The following is a 24,448-nucleotide window of genomic DNA, read 5'->3' as shown; positions in this document are numbered from 1 at the left end:
GGATCGACCACCTGCTTCACTCCGAGGTCGAGACCTCGCGGGAACCGCGGGTGCCGCGAAGGTACTCGAAGGTGCGCAGGGATTCAAGGGGACGGCCGTCCGCAGCGAACAGGGCCTGGTTGTCCCAGGCCGATCCGCCGTGACTCCCGCCGACGTGGACCGGGTCGTAGCCCGCGGCGCGGCTCGTCGCCCATCCCGCGCCGAAGCGCTCCCAGAGCGACCGGTTCGCGGCGAGAGCCGATGGAGGACCGACGGGCAGCCAGGCCGGCTCCCAGTAGAAGACGCCGATGCCCGTCGATCCGACATCGCGCACTGCTGCGACGACATCCCGGAGAGCCGTCGCCTGGCCCTGCACACTGATCGGGTACCGGCTCGAAGAGGGAGCAGTGGCGATGACGTTCGGATGCCCGTCGCCGTCCGTCAGGGTGTATGGCCACGAGGTCTCGGCGACCATCACCTTCTTGCCGTAGGTCCGTGAGACCTGGGCCAGCACCTCGGTGAGGTTCGCGGTCGAGCCGTGCCAGTACGGATAGTAGGAGCTCGCGAAGACGTCGTAGTCGACTCCGAAGCGGTGGAGCCCCGCGGCGATCGCCGAGTACCGCCCGACGGATTCCGGGTTCGTGAAGTGCAGAGCGACAAGAGCATGCGGCAGCACTTCCCGCACGGCGGAAGCACCCGCTGCGAAGAGCGCTGCGAGGGAGGCGTCCATCGATGTGGCGTCGCGGGAGTAGCCGGCCATCCCGGTGTTCGTCTCGTTTCCGACCTGAACGACGCGCACGTCGACGCCGGCGTCCTCGAACCTCCGCAGCGCGCTGACCGTGAAGCCTCGCACGGCTGCTGCCGTCGCCTCCGGCGTCGAGCCGGCCCACGACTTCGGAGCCAGCTGACGACCGGGGTCCGCCCAGAAGTCGGAGTAGTGGAAGTCGACCAGCACTCCCAGTCCAGCAGCCGTGGCGCGTCTGCCGACCTCGACGGCTCGCCCGACGTCGACGTTCCCGCCGCCGTAGCCTCGGCCGCGGTCATCGAACGGATCGTTCCACACCCTGACCCGGACCGCCGTGACGCCCGCATCAGCGAGGACGGCGAAGAGATCCGCCGGAGAGCCGCTCCTCTCGCGGAAGACGACCCCGCTCTCCTCGAGGGAGAGGACGGAGGAGACGTCGACACCGCTGAGGAATCCCGTGGACATGCCGTCGACGCGGCTCACGACGACCGGGACACTCGTCGAGGCGGCAGGAGCGACTGGGGCCGGTGCGACCGTCCCGACGGTCAGGCAGGCGATCACAGCGGTGATCGAGAGGTGGAACGTTCTGCTTCGTCGCATGGTCAACCCTTCCGAGCGGTCCGTCACGGAGGAGGAGCCCCGCCGCCGCGGTCACGATCGCCGACCATAGGTTCGAGCGGCCGAGGGAACAACAGCCTTCTCCGTACAGGCGCGGCTTCCACCAGAACTGGCGCGGACGCGGAGCCGTGACGACCCTTCCCAAAGGGCTTCACGACGATGAGCCGCTCCCCGCTCGCGCGCCGCAGTCTCACCCGGGCGCCCCGCACCGGGCATCCGCCGCCTTCTCGACGGCGCTTCCTTGACACCGCCGCCGGCCGGTCATCATCATGCAGTCACGACCGGCGGCGGCGTGCCACCGGCGACCCGACAGGAACGGTGCACCGATGCCCACCATGCTCTTCGTCAACCTGGCCGTCGCCGATCTCGCCCGGGCGAGGGCCTTCTACGAGTCGCTCGGCTACTCGATCAACGAGGGCTTCAGCGACGAGAACGCCGTCAGCGTGGTGATCAGTGACACGATCACCGCGATGCTGCTCACTCGGGAGTTCTTCGCCGAGTTCACCAGCAAGCCGATCATCGACGCCACCACCTCGACCGAGGTGCAGCTCGCCCTCAGCGCCGACAGCAGGGAGGAGGTCGACACCCTCCACGGCAGGGCCCTCGCCGCGGGCGCGACCCCGGCCGGCGAGCAGGACCACGGTTTCATGTACTCGAAGAGCTTCGACGACCTCGACGGCCACCACTGGGACTTCGTCTGGATGGACCCGGCGGCTGCGGCGGGCGGTGCGCCGGAGCTGTCCGTCGAGGAGATCCGGGCGAACACGACGCACAGCTGAGGCACGACCCGTGGACGCCGAGCGGTCGACGTCCACGACCCGCGCAGTCACACTCCGTCACGATCCGGCGCGCACTCCCCTCGGCCTGACAGGCTCCCGGCATCCGCCTTCCGGGCGTCTGGACAGGAGCACACCGTGACGATCACTGCACCGGCGACCACCGCGACCACTGCGGCGGCGAGCGCCGCGACCAGGGTCTCCGCGCCCGCACCCCGTGCCTCCGCGGCGGCCGGCTTCACCACGCGCCAGGTGCACGCCGGTGCCGCGCCCGACGGCGCCCACGGAGCGCGCGTCACGCCCGTGCACCTCAGCGCCGGCTTCGTGTTCGACAGCTTCGAGCACGCCCGCGAGCGGTTCGCCGGCGAGGACGAGGGCTACCTCTACACCCGCAACGGGAACCCGACCACCGAGGAGGTCGAGCGTCGGCTCGCCGATCTCGAGGGCGGCGCCGAGGCGATCCTGGTGGCGAGCGGCCAGGCGGCCACCGCCTCCGCTCTCCTGGGGATCCTGCAGGCCGGCGACCGGGTGCTCTCGTCGCGCCGCTTGTACGAGGGCAACCGGGGGCTGCTGGTGCAGAACTTCGGTCGGCTCGGGATCGGCGTGGACTTCGTCGACGACGCGTCGGACCTCGGCGAGTGGGAGCGGCGGATCGGGCCCGACACCCGGGTCCTCTTCGGCGAGCCGATCCCGAACCCGAAGAACGATCTGCTGGACCTCCCGGCGCTGGCCGCGATCGCGCATCGGCACGGGCTGCCGTTCGTGGTCGACAACACGCTCGCGACCCCGTACCTCCTCCGCCCGATCGAGCACGGGGCCGACGTGGTCGTGCACTCGACCAGCAAGTTCCTCGCCGGGCACGGCTCCGCCCTCGGCGGCGTGATCGTCGACGCCGGCACGTTCGACTGGGCGGCGCGCCCCGCGCTCTTCCCGCACCTCAACCAGGAGGAGCGGTCGTTCGGCGGCCGCAGCTGGACCGAGCAGCACGGCCGGCGCGCCTTCGTCTCGTACACGCGGGACATCGTGGTCTCCCGCCTGGGACCGACGCCGTCACCGTTGAACTCCTTCCTGCTGCGGCAGGGCGTCGAGACGCTGTCGCTGCGGGTCGAGCGGCACTCCGCGAACGCCCTCGCCGTCGCCCGCTTCCTCGAGGGGCGGCCCGAGGTCGTGTCGGTCGACTACTCCGGCCTGGAGTCGAGCCCGTCGTTCGCCCTCGCGCAGCGCCTGCTCCCCCGCGGGCAGGGCTCCGTCTTCTCCTTCACCGTGGCCGGAGGGGAGGCGGGCGCGGCCGCCTTCATCGACGCCGTCGAGCTGTTCAGCCACATGACCCACCTCGGCGACGTGCGCTCGCTGGTGCTGCATCCCGCGTCGACCACCCACGCCGGACGCACCCCCGCCGAGCGCGCCGCCGCCGGGATCCACCCCGGGCTCCTCCGGCTGTCGATCGGGATCGAGGACGTCGACGACCTCCTCCGCGACCTCGAGCGCGGGCTCGCCGCGGTGCGCGCACACGCCCTCCCCGCGCTCGCGGAGGTGTGAGCGTGGCGCGCCGTCAGCACTTCGGCTGGTTCTTCTCCCGCGGCTTCGGCCCGCAGGGGTGGGGGCACCCCTACCGGGAGTGGAACCACGACTGGACGAAGCCCGGCCTCTACCAGCAGTCGGCCCGCGAGCTGGAGCAGGCCGGCTTCGAGCTGATCGTGATGGAGGACGCCGTCTCGCTCGGCTCCCCGGAGACGCTCGACCTGCGGGTGCGGGGGGCGTACGGCGGGCCGAAGCACGATCCGCTCCTCCTGGCGCCGTACCTGTTCGCGGCGACCGAGCGGATCGGGCTGGCCCCGACGATCAACGCCGGCATCACGCCCCCGTACCTCGCTGCCCGGCAGGCGGCGACGCTGCAGCACCTCAGCTCCGACCGCTTCGGGATCAACCTGGTCACCGACGTCGGCAGCGCCCGACACGTGGGCCTGGAGCCGCTGTCGCACGACGCGGCCTACGACCGGGCCGACGAGTGGATGGCGGTCGTCCGCCGGCTCTGGCACAGCTGGGGCGAGGGCGCGCTGGTCGCCGACCCCGGGTCGGGCCGCTACGCCGACGGCACCCGGATCGACGCGTTCCGGCACCGCGGGGAGCACTTCCGCGTGGACGGCCCCCTGAACGCCGTCCCCTTCGCGAACGGCGACCCGATCGTCGTCTCCCCAGGCGGCTCCCCCCGCGGGCTGGCCTTCGCCGGCACGCAGTCGGACGTGCAGCTCGCGCTCGCCCCTCTGGAGGCCCGGGCGGTGCGCGACTACCGGGCGCGCGTGCTCGCCGCGGCCGAGCAGCTCGGGCGGACGGCGGACGACCTGCGCGTGCTCTTCGTCGTGAAGCCCGAGATCGTGTCGAGCCCGGAGGAGGCCGCGCGCGTCGTCGAGGCGTCGCGCCACCCCGACGAGGACGCGCTGCGGCGGATCGCGCTCGGCTGGTCGAGCGACCTGGAGACCGACCTCACCGGGCTGGACCTGGACCTCCCCGTCCCGCGGTCGGTGTTCGGCGAGCACGTCTCGCACGGCACCATCGCCGGCCTCTACGGCGGCACGGAGGACGCTCCGCTGCGGGAGCTGCTCATCAGGAAGGCGCGCAAGGGCCGCGTCGCCGAGCGCGCCGGCTTCGTCGGCACCGCGGAGGAGTTCGCCGACTTCGTCGAGGAGCTCGGCGACGACGGCGGCAGCGACGGGCTCCTCCTCTCCGGGGACCTGCACCCGGTCACCCTGCACCGGATGCTCGACGACCTCGTCCCCGTGCTGCGCCGCCGCGGGATCCTCCGCGACGAGCTCGCTCCCGGCGGGACCCGCGCCAACCTCTTCGGGACGTAGGGGGGGTCCGCCCCGTCTCACTCCGGATCCTGCGCCCGGCCGGGCACCGGGCGGAAGGATCCGTGCTCGATCTCGTGGGCGAGCTGCACAGCCTCGACACGCGAGGCCGCCCGGTCCACCGCCGGCGGCCCGGCCTCATCGGGGGTGCAGAGGGAGCGGAGGCGCTGAAGGACGGCTCCTCGCCACTGTCGTGCGATGCCGCCCGCCTCGGTGCTCCGCCGTCCCACCTCGTCGAGTCCCCGCGAAGGCGCTCCGCCGTTCACACGGCGGCCCGCACGGCTTCGAGCGTCTCGAGGAGGAGGGGACGCGGCATGGCGAAGACGAGACGCACGTGGTCGGCGTAGCCGGCGCCGCACAGGCGTCCGGAGGTGAGCGTCACTCCCGCCTCGCGCTGCAGGTGCTGCGCGGGATCGGCGAGGCCGAGAGCACCCAGGTCGAACCAGGCGAGATACGTCGCCTCCGGGGTGCGGTGCCCGATCCGGGGCAGCTCGGAGGCGAGGAAGTCGGCGATGAGGCGCCGGTTGCCGTCGAGGTAGTCGACGACCTCGTCGAGCCACGCTCCGCCCTCCCGGTAGGCGGCCGTCGAGGCGATCACGCCGAGATTCGAAGCGCCGTGCTGCACCGCGAACCCGAAGCGCGAGTAGACGTCCTCGTCTGCGTCGTTCGTGGTGATCAGCTGCGCGGCCTTCAGGCCGGGGATGTTCCACGCCTTCGAGGCGCTCGTTCCGGTGACGGAATGCCGGGCGGCCTCCTCCGAGACCGAGGCGTAGGGGATGTGGGGGACGCCGTCGAACCGCAGCGGCGCGTGGATCTCGTCGGCGAAGACCCGCCCGCCGTGGCGCTCGACGACAGCGGCGAGACCTTCGAGCTCGGACCGCGGCAGGACCGAGCCCGTCGGGTTGTGCGGATTGCAGAGCACCAGGGTGCCCGCTCCCTGCGCGAAGGCCGCATCGATCCCGTCGAGGTCGTGCTCCCAGCGGCCGTCGACGATCGTTCCCGGGACCTCGATCACCTCGCGTCCGATGGCCGACAGGTAGGTGAGGAACGGCATGTAAGCGGGGGTAGGCACGATCACCGGTGAGCCGGGGCGGGAGAACTCGGTGACGGCCACTCCGAGCGCGGCCATGACATCCGAGACGGAGTGCACGCGGGCGGGGTCGACCGTCCACGCGTACTGCTCAGCGAGGTACTCCGCGGCGGCCTCGCCCAGCTCGCCCGCAGTCGAGGGGGACAGATAGCCCAGCACGTCGCCGGCCACGGCGTCGTGCAGTGCCCTCCGAACGGCCGGCGCCGTACCGAAGTCCATCTCGGCGACCCAGGCTCCGATGGTGCCGGGGCGGAGGCTCCACTTGCGGCTCGTCGGGCGGTCGAGTCGTTCGCGCGTGAGCGAGTCGAACAGGTGCATGGGAGTCCTCGGGGAAGCGGGCGGAGGGCGCCCCCGCTGGTCGATCGGGGCGCCCGAGGCGGGGGCGGCTCAGCTGTTGTCGAGCGGGAGCCCGGGCGGGTTCACCAGGGCCTCGTCCATGGCCTCGTCCTGCAGGCCGTAGGCCGACAGCCAGTCCTGGTACTGACCGTTCCCGATGAGGTAGCCGAGGGCCTGGGCGATCGGCTCGGCGAGTCCGGAGTCCTTCTTCACAGTCGCCGCGATCAGCCCGTCGAGCGATTCGCCCGCTCCGGAGAACGTGCCGGCGTTGCGGGTCGGGTCGGCGCCGTCCTCCGAGATCCGGTTCTGGTAGACCGTCGTCGGGTTGGGCCCGAAGTAGGCGTCGATCCGGCCGGAGCCGAGAGCGAGAGTGACGGAGTTGGCATCGGGCAGTCGCGTGATCTCCAGGGACCTGCCCTCGGACTGCAGACGGGCCTGCCACTCGAGCAGGATCTTCTCCTGGTTGGTGCCGCTGCTGACCGCGACGGTGAGTCCGTCGAGGTTCTCGTAGTCGCCGTCGAACTCCCAGTCGTTCGAGGCGAGGACCTGGAACGCGAGGGTGTCGGCGCGGTAGGAGGCGAAGTCGTACTTCTCCTTGCGCTTCTCCGTGACGGTGATGTTCGAGAAGCCGACGTCGCTGCCTCCGGTGTCGATGCCCACGAAGAGGTTGTCCCAGGTGGAGTTCTCCACCTCGGGCTGCAGCCCGAGGACGGCGGCGACGAGGCGGCCGAGATCGGGCTCCGAGCCGGTGAGGGTCTCGGTGTCGGTCCCGGTGAACGCGAGCGGAGGGAAGCCTGCGGGGAGAGCGCCGACGCCGATCGTCAGGGTCCCGCGGTCGAGGATCTCCTGCGGCAGCGTGCCGCGGATCTCGTCGACGACCGGCACGTCGATGTCCGTCTCGGTCGCCGCTCCGTTGGAGAGGGCACCCACGGTGACGGTGGTGGTGCCGGAGGCGGCTCCCGGGGAGGCCGGGTCGGAGGCGGCGGCACCGGAGCAGGCCGCGAGGCCCGTCGTCAGCGCGGCGGCAGCGAGAAGCGCCCCGACTCTGGTCCAACGAGTGATGTGCGGTCTGGTCATGATTCGATTCCTGTGTCTGTCGTGCGGATGGAGAGGAGGAGGAGTGCGGGGGCTCAGCCGAGGACTCGGCCGAGGAAGTCGCGGGTCCGCGGATTCTGCGGGCGGTCGAGGACCTCGCTCGGGCTGCCCTGCTCGACGACGAGGCCGTCGTCGACGAACACCACCCGGTCGGCGACCTCGCGGGCGAAGCCGATCTCGTGGGTCACGACGATGAGGGTGCGGCCGCTCTCGGCCAGCGACCGGATGACCTGCAGCACCTCCCCGACGAGCTCGGGATCGAGAGCCGAGGTCGGCTCGTCGAAGAGGATCACCTCGGGGTCGAGCGCGAGCGCACGCGCGATGGCCACGCGCTGCTGCTGGCCGCCGGAGAGCTGCCTCGGATAGGCCGCCGCCTTGTCGGCGAGACGGACGTGCTCGAGCAGGGCGCGTGCCCGCTCGCGGGCCTCCGCGGGCGGCTGCCCCTGCGAGATCGGCGCCTCGGTGACGTTCTCGAGGATCGTCAGGTGCGGGAAGAGGTTGAAGCTCTGGAAGACGAAGCCGATCCTCGCCCTCTGGCGCAGGATCTCCTTCTCGCGCAGCTCCTTGAGCCGACCGCCGCGCAGCCGCACCCCGATCAGCTCGCCGTTCACGGAGACGAACCCCTCGTCGAGCTTCTCGAGATGGTTGATCGCCCGCAGCAGGGTCGACTTGCCCGAGCCGCTCGGACCGAGGATAACCGTGACGGTGCCCGCCTCGACGCGCAGGTCGACTCCCCGGAGCACGGTCCGGTCGCCGTAGGACTTGGTCGCGTTGTGGATCTCGATGGCGGCGGTCATCGCGCACTCCTCAGGCCGGCGAGCGAGCGCCGCACCCGCTGGAGGGGCGTGGGCGCGAGCTCCCGGTGCGCGCCGCGGGCGTAGAAGCGCTCGATGTAGAACTGCACGACCGAGATCGCCGAGGTCAGCACCAGGTACCAGATCGTCGCGACGACGAGCAGGGGGATGATGTCCGTCGGGTACGTGCTGCCGAGGTTCTGAGCGACCCCGAACAGGTCGAGCAGCGAGACGTAGAACAGCAGCGAGCTCGCCTTCAGCAGGCCGATGATCTGGTTCACGTAGGCGGGCACGATCGAGCGGAGCGCCTGCGGGAGGATGATGCGGGTGAACTGGCGGCGCTGCGGGATCCCGAGCGCCTTCGCCGCTTCGTGCTGCCCCTGATCGACCGCGAGCACCCCGGAACGGACGACCTCGGCGCTGTAGGCGATCTCGGACAGGCTCAGGCCGATCACGCCGAGGGCGAGCGGAGGCAGCAGCGACACCGTCGGCACCGACCACTGCGGACCGAAGGGGATGCCGATGCCGACGGTCGGATACAGGTTGCCGAGATTGAACAGGAAGATGAGGACGAGGATCAGCGGCACCGAGCGGAACAGCCAGATGTAGACCCAGCTGAGCGTCGACAGCACCGGATTGCCCGAGAGCCGGGCTACGGCGACGACGATGCCTCCGACGAAGCTGATCACGGCGCTGATGGCGGTGGCGAGGAGCGTCAGCTGCAGCCCCTTCAGGATCGCCGGACTGAAGAGCCAGGTCCCGACCTTCGGCCACTCCCACGACGGGTTCGTGAAGAGGGTCTGTCCGGCGTTCAGCAGGAGCACGAGGACCAGTGCGGCGACCACCCAGCGCACCGGGTGGCGCAGCGGCAGCACCGGCCGCTCGCCGAGTCGGGCGAGGTCGATGCCTCCGGGAAGGGGGCCGGACGTGTCCCGCGGTCGAGGCGGCGCGATCGTGCCGCTCATGAGGCACGCCCCGTGACGCGACCGCGCAGGCGTGCTCCGCCGTCGGGCAGGGACGCGGTGAGCTGCGCGAAGGAGTCGTCGTGCGCGGTCCGGATCCTCGCGACGTCGAGCGGCCGATCGGTGAGCGTCCGCGCATAGCCGTGCAGGACGACCACCTCCGGAGGCTGGGTCACGTCGTAGAGCGGTGTGTAGCCCGCGGTGAGGTAGAGCCGCTGCGCCTCCGGCTGGAGCGGCCCGGTCGTGAGGTAGACGGTCGAGTAGCCGAGCCGGCGGGCCTCCGCCTCGAGCTCTGCGACCACGCGCAGGGCGAGTCCCTGCCGACGGTGCGCCGAGGATGTCCAGATGCGCTTGAGCTCGGCGGTCGTGTCGTCGAATCTCTTCAGCGCGCCTCCGGCGATCGCGGTGCCGTCGCGCAGAAGCAGGACGAAGGATCCCTCCGGCGGGGCGAACACCTCGCTCGGGTAGCGCGCGAGCTCGGCCGATGCCGGCTCGCCCCAGGCGGTGCCGTAGCGGGTGTCGTACTCGCGCTCGAGCTCGTCGAGCAGGGGCCGGGCCCGCGGGTCATCGGCCCGCACATGGACGAACTCGTCGGCCGCGACGGTGTCAGACGAGGACACGAGCGGCCTCCTCGGCGGCCTGGGCGGCCGCGGCGTCGCGTCGAGCGATCTCCTCGCGCACCAGCGGTATCACGTGGCGACCGAAGTCGAGGGTGTCGTCGACGTAGTCGTAGCCGCGCGCCGAGATGATGTCGACCCCGAGATCGACGTAGTCGAGCAGCGCGGCGGCCACCGTCTCCGGCGTCCCGACGAGGGCGTTCGAGTTGCCGCGCGCTCCCGCGGCGACTCCCGCCCTGGTCCAGAGCGCGCGATCGAAACGGTCGCCTGCGGCGGCGATCGCGAGGAGGCGCTGCGAGCCGGTGTTCTCCGGCGCGGCGAGGCCTCCGGGGGCGGTCTCGCGGGTGCGCGCCTCGATGCGGCGGAGGATCCCCTCCGCCTTCTCCCAGGCCTGCTCCTCGGTGGCCCCGAGGATGGGTCGGAAGGCGACCTGGATGCGCGGCGCGACGTCGCGGCCGGCCGCCGCCGCCGCCTCCCGGATGCTGCGGATCTGCTCGGCGGTGTCCCGCAGCGGCTCGCCCCAGAGCGCGTAGACGTCGCTCTCGGCGGCACCGACGGACAGAGCGGCGGGAGAGGAGCCTCCGAACGAGATCTGCAGCCGAGGCTGCTGCACCGGCCAGACGTCGCTGACGAACCGGGAGAAGCGGTAGTGCTCCCCGGCGTGATCGAACGGCTCACGGGTCGTCCAGACCTGCTTGACGATCCTGATGTACTCGGCGGTGCGCGCGTAGCGCTCGTCCTTGCTCAGGTAGTCGCCCTCCGCGGCCTGGTCCGCGTCCGACCCGCCCGTGATCACGTGGACGCTCAGGCGGCCTCCACTCAGCTGATCGAGGGTCGCGAAGGCTTTCGCCGCGACCGTGGGGTAGGAGACGTTGGGCCGGTGCGCCAGCAGCAGCTGGATGCGCTCGAGCCGCGACGCGATGAAAGCGGCGGCGACGGCGGGGTCGGGGGCTCCGGAGTGGTAGGCGAACAGGATGCGGTCCCACCCGCTGTCCTCATGAGCCGCGGCCAGACGCACCGTGTACTCCGGGTCGAAGCTCGCGCCGCTGCGTGCTCGTGTCTCGCTGCCGTCGTTGAGCGCGGCGATGCCGAGGAATTCGATGGGCACTCGAGGCTCCTGCCTGTCGGGGCGCACCGTTCTGCACGCCGTGGGGGCCGACGCTAGGGTCCGCGGCCACCCGGCTCCAACCCCGCCGCTACACACTTCTTCACATCGTCACGAGTCGTCACAGAGCGGCGTCCTCACGGGGGAAGGGTCATCGTGGACGCATGTCAGCGCCATCGGACGGGACCCGCTCCCTCGTGATCGTCGGGGGAGGTCCCCGCGCGGTCGGGGTCCTCGAGCGCCTCGCCGCGAATGCCGCCGAGGACGCCCTCGGGCCGGCCGCGCTCGTCGTCCACGTCGTCGACCCGTACCCCGTCGGCCCCGGCCGGATCTGGCGCTACGAGCAGTCGCCGCTGCTGAAGCTCAACTCGCGCGCAGCCGACGTGACGATGTTCACCGACGCGAGCGCGACGATCGAGGGGCCGGTGCGCCCCGGACCCTCGCTGATCGAGTGGGCGGAGGCGGTGCGGGCCGGCCGGATCGCGCTCGCAGAGGGCGACGAAGCCGTGCGCCGCGAGCTCGACGGGCTCCGCGCCGACAGCTTCCCCACCCGCCGGCTGCAGAGCCTCTATCTGCGCTGGTTCCACCGGGAGGCGCTCGTCGCTCTCCGCCCTGACGTCGAGGTCCGCGAGCACGCGGCGCGCGTCGTCGAGGTGCTCGGCCGCGACGACGGTGCGCAGCGGGTCGTCCTCGACTCCGGCGACGTGATCGAGGCGGACCTGGTCCTGTTCTCGCTCGGGCACAGCGGCGCTCTGCCGACGGTCGACGAGACCCGGCTGGCCGGGTTCGCCGAGCGCCACGGCCTCGCCTACCTGCCGCCGTCGTTCACGGCCGACGCCGACCTCGGATCCCTCCGCGCCGGACACGACGTGATCGTGCGCGGCCTCGGCCTCGTCGCGGTCGACCTCCTGGTGCTGCTCACCGAGGGCCGGGGCGGCCGCTTCGAACGGGACGACGCCGGCGGACTGCGCTACCACCCGTCGGGACGTGAGCCGCGCATCCTGATCGGCAGCCGCCGCGGGGTCCCCTACCACTCGAAGATCGGCTCGACGATCCAGGGAGCCGCGCCCGAGCCCCGCTGGTTCTCGGCGTCCGTCGTCGAGGAGCTGCGCTCGCGACACCGCCCGCTCGACTTCAGCGAGGACGTCTGGCCCCTGATCGCCCAGGAGATGCTCTGGGGCTACTACCGTGAGCTCTTCACCGGGCACCCCGACCGGGTGAGCACCGACTGGACGCACTTCTCGGAGGTGTTCTCGCGGCTCGACCCGCGCGCCTCGGTCCTCGCCGGCTCCCGCGGCCCGCGACCCGAAGCGGGACAGGGGTACGCTCTCCCCGCACTCGGGGCCGACGCCGAGCGGGTCCTCGGAGATGCGCGGACTCTGACCGCGCTCGTCGCGGACACTGTGCCGGACAGCCTCGACAGGCTGCTCCTCCCCGATCTCGACCGCCCGTTCGCCGATGTGCGGTTCGCCGACGGCTCGGCGCTGCAGGAGGCGGTGCGCGCCTATATCCGGGACGACCTGGCTCTGCGCAGCCGGCAGGAGCACAGCGCCACGATGGCGCTCTTCCTCGCGCTTCTGCGCAGCCACTTCCTCGTCGCCGATCTCACCGCGTCCGCGAGGTGGACGCCCCGCTCGCGGATCGAGGATCTGCACGGATGGTGGCTCGGCTGGTTCAGCTTCCTCGCGAGCGGGCCGCCCGCGCACCGTCTCGAGGAGCTGCTCGCACTCTCGGACGCGGGCGTCGTCGACTTCCTCGGCCCGGGCATCCGTGTGGAGACTTCCGAAGAGAAGGGCCGCTTCGTCGCGAGCGGCGGGGCGACCGATCAGGTCGTCCTCGCTGACGCTCTCGTCGACGCGCGCCTCCCCCGGACGTCCGTTGCGAGGAGTGACGACGCGCTGATGCGAGCGCTTGTCGCGTCGGGGTCGGCGGTCGAGGACCTCGTCGACGTCGGCGACACTCTCCTGTCGACCGGGAGGCTGCGCGTGCACCAGGACGACACCCTGCTGCGCTCGACGGCGGGAGGCCGCGTCGGCCGCCGGTACGCGATCGGCCCGTACACCGACTCGCCGTTCGTCGGCGCCTTCTCCCGGCCGGGCACGAACGCGGTGTCGTTCCGCGAGAACGACAAGGTCGCGCGCGCGCTGCTGCGCCGCCTCCGCGCACTCGACGACGAGGAGCTCGTCCGAGCCGGCACCCTGATCCGAGGAGCACGATGACCGCCGCCCCACCCCTCAGCCTCGCCGTCGCCCTCGAGGGCGCCGGCTGGCACCCCGCGTCCTGGCGCGAGCCTGGCGCCCGTCCCGACGCGCTCTTCACCGGCGCGTACTGGGCGGACATCGTGCAGCGGGCGGAGCGCGGCGGGATCGACTTCGTGACGATCGAGGACTCCTTCGCCCTGCAATCGGCGGACCCCTTCCTGGCCGACGACCGCACCGACGAGGTCCGCGGCCGGCTCGACGCGCTGCTGATCGCCTCCTACGTCGCCCCCCTCACGAGCCGCATCGGTCTCGTGCCCACGGTCACCGTGACGCACACGGAGCCCTTCCACGTGTCGAAGGCCGTCGCGACGCTCGACCACCTGAGCCGGGGGCGGGGCGGTTGGCAGGTCAGGGTGTCGTCACGCGTCGACGAAGCCTCGCACGTCGGACGACGAATCGCGGCGATGGTGCCGCCGGAGCCGGGCACGCCCCTTCTCGAGGACCCCGCGATCCGCGCCGTCGTCGACGAGCTCTTCGAGGAGGCGGCCGACGCCGTCGAGGTCGCACGGAGACTCTGGGACAGCTGGGAGGACGACGCCGAGATCCGCGACGTCGCCACCGATCGCTTCCTCGACGCCGACAAGGTGCACCGCGTCGACTTCGCAGGACGCTGGTTCTCGGTGCGCGGCCCCGCGATCACTCCCCGGCCGCCGCAGGGGCAGCCCGTCGTCGCCGCGCTCGCACACGCCGACATCCCGTACCGTTTCGCCGCGCGCTCGGCCGACGTCGTGTTCGCGACGCCTCAGAACGCAGCGGACGCCGAGAGGATCCTCCAGGAGATCGCCGAGGCGGAGCGCGGGGCGGGGCGCACGGGCGAGCGCCTGCGGGTCCTCGCCGACCTCGTCGTCGTCCTCGACACCCCGGCGGAGTCCGCCGCGGCCAGACTCTCGCGCCTCGACGCTCTCGGCCGACCGCTCACCGGCGACGCCGCCGTCGCCGCCGGGTCGGCCGCGTCCGTCGCCGACCGCATCGCCGAGCTCTCACGGCTCGGCTACGACGGCGTCCGCCTCCGACCCGCGGTTCTCGCCACCGATCTGCCGCTGATCGCCGACGACCTCGTGCCCGAGCTGCGCCGACGCGGTCTGCTCGTCGGGACGGAGGAGGGCCGCACCCTCCGCTCAGCCCTGGGCCTGCCCACGTCGATCCCGAACCGCTACGCCTCCGAGGAGCAGTCATGACGCGGCGACCGAAGCAGATCGTCCTCGCCGCCTACGTGGGCGGGGTGAACGAGCACACCCTGTGGGAGCACCCCGACGCCGGCAGCCAGGTCGACTTCTCGACGTTCCGCCGCGTCGCAGAGACCGCGGAGCGCGGGCGGTTCGACTACTTCTTCCTCGCCGAGGGTCTGGCACTGCGGGAGCGCGCGGGGCGCCCGTTCGACCATGACATCGCCGGACGACCGGACACTCTGCCGCTCCTCGCCGCGCTGGCCGCGGTCACGGAGCACATCGGCCTGGTCGGCACGCTCAACGCGACGTTCAACGAGCCCTTCGAGCTCGCCCGTCAGATCGCGACCCTCGACCACCTCTCAGGCGGACGAGCGGGGTGGAACGTGGTCACGTCCTTCGACGCCTTCACGGGCGCGAACTTCCGCCGCGGCGGCTTCCTCGACCGCGCCGACCGCTACGCCCGTGCCGAGGAGGCCGTCCGCGCGGTGACGACGCTCTGGGACACCTGGACCTCCGACGCCGTGCGACCCGATGCCCCCTCCGGCGAGTTCCTCGCCGACTCGTCGACGGGGTCGTTCGCCGTCTCGAGCAGCCAGTTCGACGTCTCCGGCCGTTTCACCGTGCCGCGCAGCCCGCAGGGCCGCCCGGTGATCGTGCAGGCGGGCGTCTCTCCGCAGGGTCGCGACTTCGCGGCGTCGAGCGCCGACGTGATCTTCTCCCCCTACCACCGGGGACCTGAGGCGCACGAGTTCGCGCGCGACATCGCGGCCCGGGTCGCGGCGGCGGGTCGCCCGGCCGGCTCCGTGCGGATCCTCCCGTCAGCCGCCGTCGTCCTCGGCGGCACCGCTGCGGAGGCGGAGGAGAGAGCGCGGTGGATCCGCGATCAGCAACTCACACCGCGCACGATCCAGGTGCTCTTCGAGCAGGTCTGGAACCGGGACCTGTCGGGCTTCGACGTCGACGGGCCGGTACCCGATCTCGAGCCCGACCTCGAGACGCCGCCGCTGATCGAGGGCCGCGCACTGATCCACGGTGATCGCGCGGGGACCGTGCGCGCCTGGCGTGCGCTCGCTCAGGAGCGCGACCTCACCCTCCGCGGTCTCGCCGAGACCGTCTTCGACCGCACGGAGTACGTAGGCACGGCTGAGCAGGTCGCCGACCGTCTCGACGAGTTCGTGCAGAGCGGAGGCGGCGACGGGGTCGTCCTCGGCTCGCACCTGCACCCGGGAGGTCTGGACGAGTTCGTCGACCGCGTCGTGCCGCTGCTGCAGGAGCGCGGTTCGCTGCGCACCGAGTACGAGGGCACGACCCTGCGGGAGAACCTCGGCCTGGAGATCCCCGCCCGGCCGTGACCTCATCCCCTCCGCCCCCTCTCCGACCTCCGAAGGAAGACCATGACCGACGCCTACTACGACCGCGCAGCCGACCGCCGCTACACCGCCGCCTACAAGAAGGAGACCCCCGACGTCCTTGCGGCGTTCACCGCCTTCGACACCGCCGTCTTCGCTCCGCAGGGTCGCGAGATCCCGCTCAAGTACCGCGAGCTCATCGCCTACGCCGTGGGCATCAGCAAGCAGTGCGTCTACTGCATCGACGGCCACGGCCAGAACGCCGTGCGCGCCGGTGCGACCGAGACCGAGCTCGCCGAATCAGCCTGGGTCGCGGCCGCCATCGGAGCCGGAGCCGCCTTCGCGCACGGCCGACTCGGCTTCAAGCTGACCGAGGACCACCCGCACTGATCGCGCCCCCGCCCCAGTCCCTCCTACCGATCGGCCGATCATGACGAACGAACCCGCCTTCAGCATCACCCTCACCCCCTTCGACGAGGACTACTCGCCGGCCCAGAGCTCCCGGATCACCACCAACTTCGCGAATCTGGCCCGCGGCGAGCGCCGCCGGGAGAACCTCCGGACCGCGCTGCGGATGATCGACGACCGGTTGAACGATCTCGTGCCGGGCGACGATCCGAGCCGCGGCCGCTACACGGTCGGGCTCGACATCGTCTCCGTCGGGCTGCGGCTCACCGCGGACGGCGAGGACCGGGAGTTCCCCCTGCTGGAGGTCCTGCGCACCCGGATCCTCGACCGCCGCACCGGCCGATGTCAGCCGGGGACACTGGGGAACAACTTCTCCTCCTACCTCCGCGACCACGACTTCAGCGTGCGGCTGCCGGCGGTCAACGCCGCGCAGGCCGGCTTCACCGTCCCCGACGACTTCGGCGTCCTGCACGGCGCGCTCTTCCAGCACTTCCGGGACTCCGCGCAGTACGCGGAGCTCTCGTCGACGCCGCCCGTCATCTGCATCAGCGTCTCGACGAGCAGGACGTACCGGCGCACCGGGACCCTCCATCCGATCCTCGGCGTCGAGTACCGGCAGGACGAGCTCTCGCTGACCGACCGGTACTTCGCGGAGATGGGCCTCGGGGTCCGCTTCTTCATGCCGCCCGGCAGCACGGCGCCGCTCGCGTTCTACTGCGGCGGCGACCTGCTGGAGGACTACTCGGACCTCCAGCTCATCGCCACCATCAGCACGATGGAGACGTTCCAGAGGATCTACCGGCCCGAGATCTACGGCGCGCGCTCGGCCGCCGCCGACGTCTACCGGCCGGACCTGGAGCAGCAGGACTACGTGCGGCCCGCGGTCTCCTACGACCGCGAGGAGCGCGGTCGGCTCGCGGTCGAGCAGGGGCGGTTCGCGGAGGAGCACCTCATGAAGCCGCACGGGGAGCGGCTGCGGCAGTGGGCCGCCGGGTACGCGGGAGCGGTCCGATGAGCGCCCGCGGATCCTCGACGTCCCTCCCGCTCCTGCCCACCTCGATCGCCGGCAGCCTGCCGAAGCCGTCGTGGCTCGCGCAGCCGGAGACCCTGTGGTCCCCGTGGCGCCTGACCGGCGACGCCCTGGCCGAGGGCAAGCAGGACGCCCTGCGCGCCGCCGTCCACGAGCAGCACCACCGGGGCCTGGACATCGTCAGTGACGGGGAGCAGACCCGGCAGCACTTCGTCACGACGTTCATCGAGCACCTCACGGGTGTCGACTTCGAGCGGCGCGAGACGGTGCGCATCCGCGACCGGTACGACGCGAGCGTGCCGACCGTCGTCGGCGCCGTAGGGCTCGAGAGGCCCGTGTTCGCCGACGACGCCCGGTTCCTGCGCGAGCAGACCGATCAGCCCATCAAGTGGGCGCTGCCCGGCCCGATGACGATGATCGACACTCTCTCCGACCGGCACTACGGGAGCCGCGAGAAGCTGGCGTGGGAGTTCGCGACCATCCTCAACGAGGAGGCGCGAGCCCTCCAGGACGCCGGAGTCGACATCGTCCAGTTCGACGAGCCCGCCTTCACCGTCTTCTTCGACGAGGTGCAGGACTGGGGCGTGGCCGCGCTGGAGAGGGCGGCGGAGGGACTCCGCATCGAGACCGCGGTGCACATCTGCTACGGCTACGGGATCAAGGCGAACACCGACTGGAAGGCGACCCTCGGGTCGGAGTGGCGGCAGTACGAGGAGTCGTTGCCGCTCCTCCAGCAGTCCTCGCTCGAAATCGTCTCGCTGGAGAGCCACCACTCCCACGTGCCGATGGAGCTGATCGAGCTCGTCCGCGGCAAGAAGGTCATGCTCGGAGCGATCGACGTGGCGAGCGGGACCGTCGAGACGCCCGAGGAGGTCGCCGACACCCTGCGCCGCGCCCTCCAGTTCGTCGACGCGGACCTGCTCCTCCCGAGCACGAACTGCGGCATGGCACCGCTGCCCCGCGACCTCGCCTGGGGGAAGCTCAGCGCGCTGAGCGCGGGAGCAGCGATCGTCCGCGAGGAGCTCGCGCCCTGACCGGCCTCCGGGGAGACGGGTCGCGGCCGGCCCGTCTCCCCGGAGGTCCCGCCCGCCTCACCCCTCCGCTCGCGCCTCCTGCGCCGCGATGTCCTTCATCGCCAGGTCCGCCCGGCGGAACTGGTCCGTCTCCGGAAGCGCGAGGTGCAGTCCGGCGACGGTAGTGAGCGAGACCGTCACCTCGGCCACGGTCACGTCGAGGACGTGCCCGCCCTTCTCGCGGGCGTCGTCGACGTAGTGCAGGTGGTACCCGGGGACCGACACGGCCTGCTCGAACTGCGGAGTGCGGAAGCCCGCGATCGTGCCGCGGGTGTCGGCGATGCCGGTGACGCTCTGGTGGGCGGTCGCCTCAATCAGGGGCGGGTACGGCTCCGTCTGCTCGCCCACGGTCCGAGTGCGGACCTCGGTGAACCGGCCGTCGATCCGCAGGGCGACGGGGATGTTCCCGCCGTCGACCGCGTCATCGATCAGCCGGGTGAGTCCGGCGAGACCGGTCGGCTCCTCGACCGTGAACGTCGTGGTCGCGTGGAAGGGCAGCACGGCGGCGAAGGGCGTCCGGTCGTCGCCGTCCGCGACCTGGACGGAGCCGTCGCTGCGCAGGTGGTAGCAGACGCCGTCGACGATCACCATCTCGCCGTCCAGGTGGTTGAAGGTGCCCAGCCCGAGGTCGCCGTGGGTGAGCAGCTCGCGGATCGTCAGGTCCCCGTCGTACACCCCGGCCAGCAGCGCGGCCATGGTCGAGCTCTGGTAGATCGCGTAGTCGTCGGTCGAGTCGACCGTGTGCGTGCTCATTCGAAGGCGTCCTCGACCAGGTGAGCGGCGATGTCGACGTTGCGGCTGTAGTCCACCGCGACGTCGATGATCGAGACGCCCGGCTCGGCCAGGGACGCCCGGAACGCCTCCTCGAACTCGGCGAGGCCGCTCACCCTCCTGCCCGTGGCGCCGAACGCCGCCGCGAACTTCTCGATGTCGTAGTCGCCGAGCTGGACCCCGGACTTGCGGCCGTACTTCAGCAGCTGCTGGAAGCCGACCATGTCGTAGGTGTCGTCCCGCATGATCACGTGCGTGAACGAGAGGCCGAGCCGCGTCGCCGTCTCGATCTCCGTCGCGGAGAACAGGAAACCTCCGTCGCCCGAGACGGAGACCACCGGGGTCCCGGGGCGCAGGAGGCTCGCCGCCATGCCCCACGGGAAGGAGACGCCGAGGGTCTGCTGCCCGTTCGAGAAGAGCAGGTGCTTGGGCTCGTACACCCGGAAGTGCCGGGCCATGAAGATGTAGTTCGAGCCGATGTCGCAGGCCACGGTGGCGTCGTCCGAGAGCAGGTCGCGCATCAGGAGCACGAGGCGGGCGGGATCGACGGTCCCGGGAGCAGCCTCGGCCGTGCGCGCCGCGTCGTCGATCCGCTCCAGCTCGCTCCGGTGCCGTGCGACCCGGTCGGCCGCGTCCTCGTCGAGCTGCAGGCCGGAGACGAGCGGCGTGAGGGCCGCGACGGTCTGCGCGAGGTCGCCCTTCAGCTCCAGCGCGGGCAGGTAGTGGTTGTCCAGCGGGGCGTCGACGGAGTCGATGTGGACGATCCGGCGGTCGACGTCGCTGTTCCAGATCACCGGGTCGTACTCGACGGCGTCGTAGCCGATCGCGACGACGAGGTCGGACTCGGCGAGGGCGAGGTCGGCGGGCTGGTTCTTGAACAGGCCGACGCGGCCGAGGTAGTGGTCCTCGAGCTCGCGGGAGACGAGGCCGGCCGCCTGGAACGTCTCGATCACCGGCAGCTCCGTCTCGCTGATCAGGACCCGCAGTGCCGCCACGGTCGCCGGCTCCGACGCGCGGAGTCCCACGAGGAGGACGGGCCGCTCCGCGGTGTTGATCAGGTCGGCGGCGTGGGTGAGGTCCTCGGCGCGCGCCGGACCGCTCGTCGGCCCCGTGGCCGCCCGGGTGATGACCTGCGAGGTCGGCGCGGCCATCACGCTGGCCGACAGGACGACCGCCGCGGCGCCTCGGGGCTCGGTGACGGCGGCGCGGAAGGCGTTGCTGACCGCCTCCGAGACGTCGTCCGGATCCGTCGACTCGACCGTGTACTTCGTCACGGTGGTGAGGAAGGCGGCCGCGTCCATCGACTGGTGCGTGCGCTTGAGACGGTCGGAGAGCTGCACGGCCCCGGCGAGCGCGACGACCGGGTCCTGCTCCGTGTTGGCCGTGAGCAGGCCGGTGGCGAGGTTGGTCGTGCCGGGGCCGGAGGTCACCAGGACGACGCCCGGGCTGCCCGTGAGCCGCCCCACCGCGGCGGCCATGAAGGCGGCGTTCTGCTCGTGCCGGCAGACGATCAGCTCCGGCCCCTCGTCGGCGAGGACGTCGAAGACCGCATCGATCTTCGCTCCCGGGATCCCGAAGACGTACTTCACGCCGTTGGCGGTCAGGGTCTCGATCACCCGCCGTGCACTGCGCGTCTCGACGTTCGGCTGCTCCATGGTCCGCTCCGCTCTCTCCTCGGTTGTACCGACGAGCGTAGGAACGGGGGCACCCGGAGCGACCCGGTCAGATGACTCGTTCCCACCGGTGCATCTCCGGCGGCGTACCGATCGCAGTGACGGAGCGCTCGGCCGGGACACGCTCGGCTCCCCCGCCGACGGTCTGCTCCGAGAGTCGTCCGACGCTCGCCGCGACGTCCCCGGTCGTGATGGACTTGCCCGCATGATGATCTCTCCGCGCGAGTCCGCGCACGACACGAAGGCAGGCGTCTGATGGCCGAGGAGCGCGCGATCCTCGCGGGCGGATGCTTCTGGGGGCTCCAGGAGCTCATCCGCGACATGCCGGGCGTCTTCAGCACCCGCGCCGGGTACGCCGGCGGCAGCACGCCGAACGCGACCTACCGCCACCACGGCGACCACGCGGAGGCGGTCGAGATCGAGTTCGATCCCGAGCAGCTCTCCTACCGCGACCTGCTCGAGTTCTTCTTCCAGGTGCACGACCCGACGACGAAGAACCGTCAGGGCAACGACATCGGCACGGCCTACCGCTCCGTGATCCTCTTCCTCTCGCCTGAGCAGGAGAGGGTCGCGCGCCAGACGATCGCCGAGATCGACGCGTCGGGCCGCTGGCCCGGACCGGTCGTCACCGAGGTCGAGCCCGCCGGCGAGTTCTGGGACGCCGAGGAGGAGCACCAGGACTACCTGCGCAAGCACCCCGGCGGCTACACCTGCCACTGGGTCCGGCCGAAGTGGGCGCTCGACGCCTGATCCCGGTCACGCGGGACGCGGGGCCCCGGGCTCCGCTCCCGCGGGCACGGCTCGCGCGCGGTGCGCGAAGAGCAGCACGACGGCGAGCGCCGAGAGCACCAGGGCCGGCGTCGGAGCCCAGGCCGGAGCGAGCGTCACGGTCGCCGCTCCGACGACGGCCCCGACCGCGAGGCTCGCGACGATGAGCGCCTGGAGGGTCCTCGACCCGGACGAGCGCTCGGCGAGCTCCTGCATCAGGCTCGTGAGCGTGCCCGTGACGAACGTGGTCGTCAGGCCGGCGGCGCCGGAGATCCGCTTCGCGAGCACGGTCTGCAGCCCCAGCGCCGCCGCGCTGGTCGCGATGAACGCGCAGTCCACGAGCAGCGATGTGCCGCCCTGCACCGTCGGCCAGGCGACCGCGACGGCGAGCTGCAGGACGACCCCCACGAGCGCGATCGCGCGGAGCGGACGTCTCCCGTCGCCGGTCGACGGCGTGCGCGCCCGGGTCGTGCGGAATCCGGCGTAGACCGCTCCGGCGAAGAAGACGATCGCCGTGACCGCTCCGGCCGCGGTCGTCAGCCAGGCGGAGCGGGGGTACAGCCCCAGCAGCACCAGGTTGCCCGTCATGTTCGCGGTGAAGATGCCGCCGAGCAGGAGGAACGCGAACGCGTCGGTCGCGCCCGAGGCGATGGCCAGCAGCACCAGGGCGAGCCTGAGGCGCGCGGGGCCGGTCACCGCCGTCACGCGCGGCCCTCACCCATGGAGCTGCCGCCAGGTGACGATCTGCTCGCCGCGGAGCTCGTAGCTCCCGAAGCAGCGGAGCCAGTGGCCCTCCCCCGTGTCCGAGCGGAGGTGCAGGGCGTGCTCGGTGAGGACGACGCTGCCGGCGACGGCGATCGTGACGAGGGCGATCCGGATCTCGGTGAACGCCCGGTGGACCTCGTCGCACATCTCGAGGACCCGCGCCCGCCCCGCGATCTCCTGCGAGCTCGACGCGCTGTAGACGACCTCCGGATGCAGGAACGGGATGAGCTGGCGGCTGTCGCGAGCGCTCCACACCTCGAGGAAGTCGCGCACGACCAGCTCGTTCTCGATCATCGCGACGCCCCGCACCGACGCGTCCTGCCAGCTCTCGGCCATGGGTCCTCCCGCCGTCCCCGCACCGACACTCGTCGATGGCGACGAGCCTGCCCGAGAGAGCCCCGGGCGCCTACGCGTCGGATGACCCGATCTCCCCGCAGGCGGGGTCACCGCGCGTGCGCCGTCGCCAGCTCGCCCCAGTGCGTCGTCGCCCGGAGCGAGAGGGCGTCGCGCTTCATCGTCCACACCGGCCCCGTGCGGATGCCCGCCAGCCCGAGGCCGACCGCGGATCGCCCGTGGCGCTTCGTCACGGCGTCGATGGTGGCGCCGAGGCCCTTCGTGTCGAAGGCGGTGTCGAAGATCTCGAGCAGCGCGTGGGAGTTCCGCGGTGAGAGGTTCGTGAGGATGACGCCGGCCCGCACGTAGCGCGCGCCCTCCCGCAGCCGCGGGCGCAGGGTGCCGATCGCGGCCCTCACCATCGCCACCGGGTCGTCCGTGGGAACGGGGAAGCCGGCCAGGCCGCCGGCGGACTCGTACGGCGCGTCCGCGAACGGCGACGTCGACGCGAACACGCTCATCGTCCTGGTGACCGACTCCTGCGCGCGGAGGCGGTGGGCGGCGCGCTGCGCGTAGACGGAGAGCACCTGCTCCATGTCGCTGATCGTCGTCACGGGAGTGGCGAACGACCGGGAGAAGATCAGCTGGTCGCGGACGGTGCGGGCGGGCTCGAGGGGGATGCAGTCGATGCCGCGCAGCTCGTAGACGGAGCGCTGCAGGACGACCGAGAACTTCTTGCGGATCAGCGCGGGGTCCGCGTCGCGGAGGTCGCGGACGGTGTGGATGGACAGCTCCGCGAGGCGCTTCCCTGTGCGGCCGGCGACTCCCCACAGCTCGGTGACGTGCTGGGAGGCCATCAGCGCGTCGAGCTGCTCGGGCGTGTACCAGTCGGTGTCGCAGACGCCCCCCAGGCGCGGGTGCTTCTTCGCTCCGCCCTTGTTGACGAACTTCGCGAGCGTCTTGCTCGGGCCGAAGCCGACGCAGACGGGCAGCCCGACGTTCTTCGCGACGGCCGCCCGCATCGCCCGGCCGACCTTCGCCCGCTCCGCCACGTCGCCGTCGACGCCGAGGAAGGACTCGTCGATCGAGTACACCTCCTGCCAGGCGGAGTAGCGGCCCAGCAGCTCCATGACGCGCGCGGACAGCTCGCCGTACAGCTCGTAGTTGCTCGATCGGGCGATCACCTCCGGGAGGCGACCGGAGCGGATGAGCGGCTCGATCTGGAACCAAGGCGTGCCGTTCTCGATCCCGAGCCTCTTCACCTCGTCGGAGCGCGCGACCACGCAGCCGTCGTTGTTCGAGAGGACGACGACGGGCCGGCCGGCGAGCTTGGGGTCGAACAGCCGCTCGCAGGAGACGTAGAACGAGTTCACGTCGACCAGGGCGATGCGCCGCTCAGAGCGCACGGTGCAGCCGGTGGAGGCAGACGGTGACGACGCCCCACACCTGGAGGTCGCTCAGCTCGGCGACGTGGATCGGCGGGTACTCCGGGTTCTCGGCCCGCAGCACCACTCCCCCGGGGTGCAGCTCGAGGCGCTTGACGGTCAGCTCGCCGTCGAGGATCGCGATGACCACGCTCCCGTGCGTCGGCGTGATCGACCGGTCGACCACGAGTTCGTCGCCGTCGCTGATGCCCGCGCCGACCATGCTCTCGCCCGAGACGCGGACGATGAACGTCGACGTCCTGTCGCGGATCAGGTGGTCGTTGAGGTCGAGGGACCCGTCGAAGTAGTCCTGCGCCGGCGACGGGAATCCGGCCGCCACCGCCTCGCTGGTGACGAGGAACATGACGGCGACGGCGTCCGAGGCCGGGGTCGCGATGCGCTCCACGACGGTCACGCCCATGGTCGGCCCCCTCCTCGTCTCATCGAACGGGTGTTCG

General features: G+C 71.7%; 23 protein-coding genes. 10 read left to right on the top strand and 13 right to left on the bottom strand.

Annotated features, from left to right (window positions below; translation table 11 throughout):
• Positions 1-16 precede the first annotated feature (16 nt).
• Complete coding sequence (locus tag C5C36_RS09520; RefSeq protein ID WP_104223281.1) at positions 17-1,324, bottom strand: glycosyl hydrolase 53 family protein; 1,308 nt, start codon at positions 1,322-1,324, stop codon at positions 17-19.
• Positions 1,325-1,668: 344 nt separating this feature from the next.
• On the opposite strand from C5C36_RS09520, the gene C5C36_RS09515 reads away from it, so the two are divergent.
• From C5C36_RS09515 to C5C36_RS09505, 3 genes are all read left to right on the top strand, one after another.
• Positions 1,669-2,121 (top strand): VOC family protein, encoded by a 453-nt coding sequence (locus tag C5C36_RS09515; RefSeq protein ID WP_104238888.1) that lies wholly within the window; start codon positions 1,669-1,671, stop codon positions 2,119-2,121.
• Positions 2,122-2,256: 135 nt separating this feature from the next.
• Positions 2,257-3,657, top strand: a complete 1,401-nt coding sequence (locus C5C36_RS09510) for an O-acetylhomoserine aminocarboxypropyltransferase/cysteine synthase family protein (RefSeq protein ID WP_258072247.1) — start codon at positions 2,257-2,259, stop codon at positions 3,655-3,657.
• Between the two features lie 2 nt (positions 3,658-3,659).
• Complete coding sequence (locus C5C36_RS09505) at positions 3,660-4,970, top strand: LLM class flavin-dependent oxidoreductase (protein ID WP_104309641.1); 1,311 nt, start codon at positions 3,660-3,662, stop codon at positions 4,968-4,970.
• A gap of 259 nt (positions 4,971-5,229) precedes the next feature.
• On the opposite strand, the gene C5C36_RS09495 is transcribed toward C5C36_RS09505, so the two are convergent.
• From C5C36_RS09495 to C5C36_RS09470, 6 genes are all read right to left on the bottom strand, one after another.
• Positions 5,230-6,375: a MalY/PatB family protein gene (locus C5C36_RS09495; protein ID WP_104247108.1), complete on the bottom strand. Its 1,146-nt coding sequence runs from the start codon at positions 6,373-6,375 to the stop codon at positions 5,230-5,232.
• Positions 6,376-6,444: 69 nt separating this feature from the next.
• Positions 6,445-7,470: a transporter substrate-binding domain-containing protein gene (locus C5C36_RS09490; protein ID WP_104309639.1), complete on the bottom strand. Its 1,026-nt coding sequence runs from the start codon at positions 7,468-7,470 to the stop codon at positions 6,445-6,447.
• Positions 7,471-7,523: 53 nt separating this feature from the next.
• Positions 7,524-8,285 carry an amino acid ABC transporter ATP-binding protein gene (locus C5C36_RS09485; RefSeq protein ID WP_104223287.1) on the bottom strand — a complete coding sequence of 254 codons (762 nt, stop codon included), beginning with the start codon at positions 8,283-8,285 and terminating at the stop codon, positions 7,524-7,526.
• Positions 8,282-9,247, bottom strand: coding sequence for an amino acid ABC transporter permease (locus C5C36_RS09480; protein ID WP_104309638.1), 966 nt, complete (start codon positions 9,245-9,247; stop codon positions 8,282-8,284). The genes C5C36_RS09485 and C5C36_RS09480 overlap by 4 nt, the downstream gene beginning before the upstream one ends.
• The gene (locus C5C36_RS09475; RefSeq protein ID WP_219812350.1) at positions 9,244-9,864 is read right to left on the bottom strand and encodes a GNAT family N-acetyltransferase; all 621 of its coding nucleotides are present in this window, start codon (positions 9,862-9,864) and stop codon (positions 9,244-9,246) included. Before C5C36_RS09475 ends, C5C36_RS09480 begins: the two co-directional genes overlap by 4 nt.
• Positions 9,851-10,969 (bottom strand): LLM class flavin-dependent oxidoreductase, encoded by a 1,119-nt coding sequence (locus C5C36_RS09470; RefSeq protein WP_104309637.1) that lies wholly within the window; start codon positions 10,967-10,969, stop codon positions 9,851-9,853. Before C5C36_RS09470 ends, C5C36_RS09475 begins: the two co-directional genes overlap by 14 nt.
• A 161-nt stretch (positions 10,970-11,130) precedes the next feature.
• Between C5C36_RS09470 and C5C36_RS09465 the strand changes: the two genes are divergently transcribed.
• Genes C5C36_RS09465 through C5C36_RS09440 form a run of 6 tightly spaced genes read left to right on the top strand, consistent with a single transcriptional unit; the run spans position 11,131 to position 18,217 of the window.
• Positions 11,131-13,185 carry an FAD/NAD(P)-binding domain-containing protein gene (locus tag C5C36_RS09465; protein WP_104309636.1) on the top strand — a complete coding sequence of 685 codons (2,055 nt, stop codon included), beginning with the start codon at positions 11,131-11,133 and terminating at the stop codon, positions 13,183-13,185.
• Positions 13,182-14,405, top strand: a complete 1,224-nt coding sequence (locus tag C5C36_RS09460) for an LLM class flavin-dependent oxidoreductase (RefSeq protein ID WP_104223291.1) — start codon at positions 13,182-13,184, stop codon at positions 14,403-14,405. The genes C5C36_RS09465 and C5C36_RS09460 overlap by 4 nt, the downstream gene beginning before the upstream one ends.
• On the top strand, positions 14,402-15,748 hold the full coding sequence (locus C5C36_RS09455) for an NtaA/DmoA family FMN-dependent monooxygenase (RefSeq protein ID WP_104309635.1): 1,347 nt from the start codon (positions 14,402-14,404) through the stop codon (positions 15,746-15,748). Before C5C36_RS09460 ends, C5C36_RS09455 begins: the two co-directional genes overlap by 4 nt.
• A gap of 42 nt (positions 15,749-15,790) precedes the next feature.
• Positions 15,791-16,135, top strand: a complete 345-nt coding sequence (locus tag C5C36_RS09450) for a carboxymuconolactone decarboxylase family protein (protein WP_104223293.1) — start codon at positions 15,791-15,793, stop codon at positions 16,133-16,135.
• A gap of 40 nt (positions 16,136-16,175) precedes the next feature.
• Positions 16,176-17,168: a putative oxygenase MesX gene (locus tag C5C36_RS09445; RefSeq protein WP_104309634.1), complete on the top strand. Its 993-nt coding sequence runs from the start codon at positions 16,176-16,178 to the stop codon at positions 17,166-17,168.
• Positions 17,165-18,217: a methionine synthase gene (locus C5C36_RS09440; protein ID WP_104309633.1), complete on the top strand. Its 1,053-nt coding sequence runs from the start codon at positions 17,165-17,167 to the stop codon at positions 18,215-18,217. Before C5C36_RS09445 ends, C5C36_RS09440 begins: the two co-directional genes overlap by 4 nt.
• 57 nt (positions 18,218-18,274) lie before the next feature.
• On the opposite strand, the gene budA is transcribed toward C5C36_RS09440, so the two are convergent.
• Both budA and alsS read right to left on the bottom strand, forming a co-directional pair.
• Positions 18,275-19,009, bottom strand: coding sequence for an acetolactate decarboxylase (budA, locus tag C5C36_RS09435; protein WP_104255916.1), 735 nt, complete (start codon positions 19,007-19,009; stop codon positions 18,275-18,277).
• Positions 19,006-20,682, bottom strand: a complete 1,677-nt coding sequence (gene alsS, locus C5C36_RS09430) for an acetolactate synthase AlsS (RefSeq protein ID WP_104283990.1) — start codon at positions 20,680-20,682, stop codon at positions 19,006-19,008. Before alsS ends, budA begins: the two co-directional genes overlap by 4 nt.
• Positions 20,683-20,955: 273 nt before the next feature.
• Here alsS and msrA point away from each other — a divergent pair, with 273 nt between their 5' ends.
• Positions 20,956-21,450 carry a peptide-methionine (S)-S-oxide reductase MsrA gene (gene msrA / locus C5C36_RS09425; RefSeq protein WP_104288389.1) on the top strand — a complete coding sequence of 165 codons (495 nt, stop codon included), beginning with the start codon at positions 20,956-20,958 and terminating at the stop codon, positions 21,448-21,450.
• A 6-nt stretch (positions 21,451-21,456) separates the two neighbouring features.
• Here msrA and C5C36_RS09420 read toward each other — a convergent pair whose 3' ends face one another.
• From C5C36_RS09420 to C5C36_RS09405, 4 genes are all read right to left on the bottom strand, one after another.
• Positions 21,457-22,173: a YoaK family protein gene (locus C5C36_RS09420; protein WP_104309632.1), complete on the bottom strand. Its 717-nt coding sequence runs from the start codon at positions 22,171-22,173 to the stop codon at positions 21,457-21,459.
• A 9-nt stretch (positions 22,174-22,182) separates the two neighbouring features.
• Complete coding sequence (locus C5C36_RS09415) at positions 22,183-22,569, bottom strand: nuclear transport factor 2 family protein (RefSeq protein ID WP_104247117.1); 387 nt, start codon at positions 22,567-22,569, stop codon at positions 22,183-22,185.
• 107 nt (positions 22,570-22,676) lie between these two features.
• Positions 22,677-23,972: a Y-family DNA polymerase gene (locus C5C36_RS09410; RefSeq protein ID WP_104309631.1), complete on the bottom strand. Its 1,296-nt coding sequence runs from the start codon at positions 23,970-23,972 to the stop codon at positions 22,677-22,679.
• Positions 23,962-24,354 (bottom strand): LexA family transcriptional regulator, encoded by a 393-nt coding sequence (locus C5C36_RS09405; RefSeq protein WP_244230689.1) that lies wholly within the window; start codon positions 24,352-24,354, stop codon positions 23,962-23,964. The genes C5C36_RS09410 and C5C36_RS09405 overlap by 11 nt, the downstream gene beginning before the upstream one ends.
• Positions 24,355-24,448 lie beyond the last annotated feature (94 nt).

Source organism: Rathayibacter sp. AY1G1 (assembly GCF_002932095.1).
Lineage (GTDB): Bacteria > Actinomycetota > Actinomycetes > Actinomycetales > Microbacteriaceae > Rathayibacter.
This window is presented reverse-complemented; position numbering and strand designations above follow the sequence as displayed.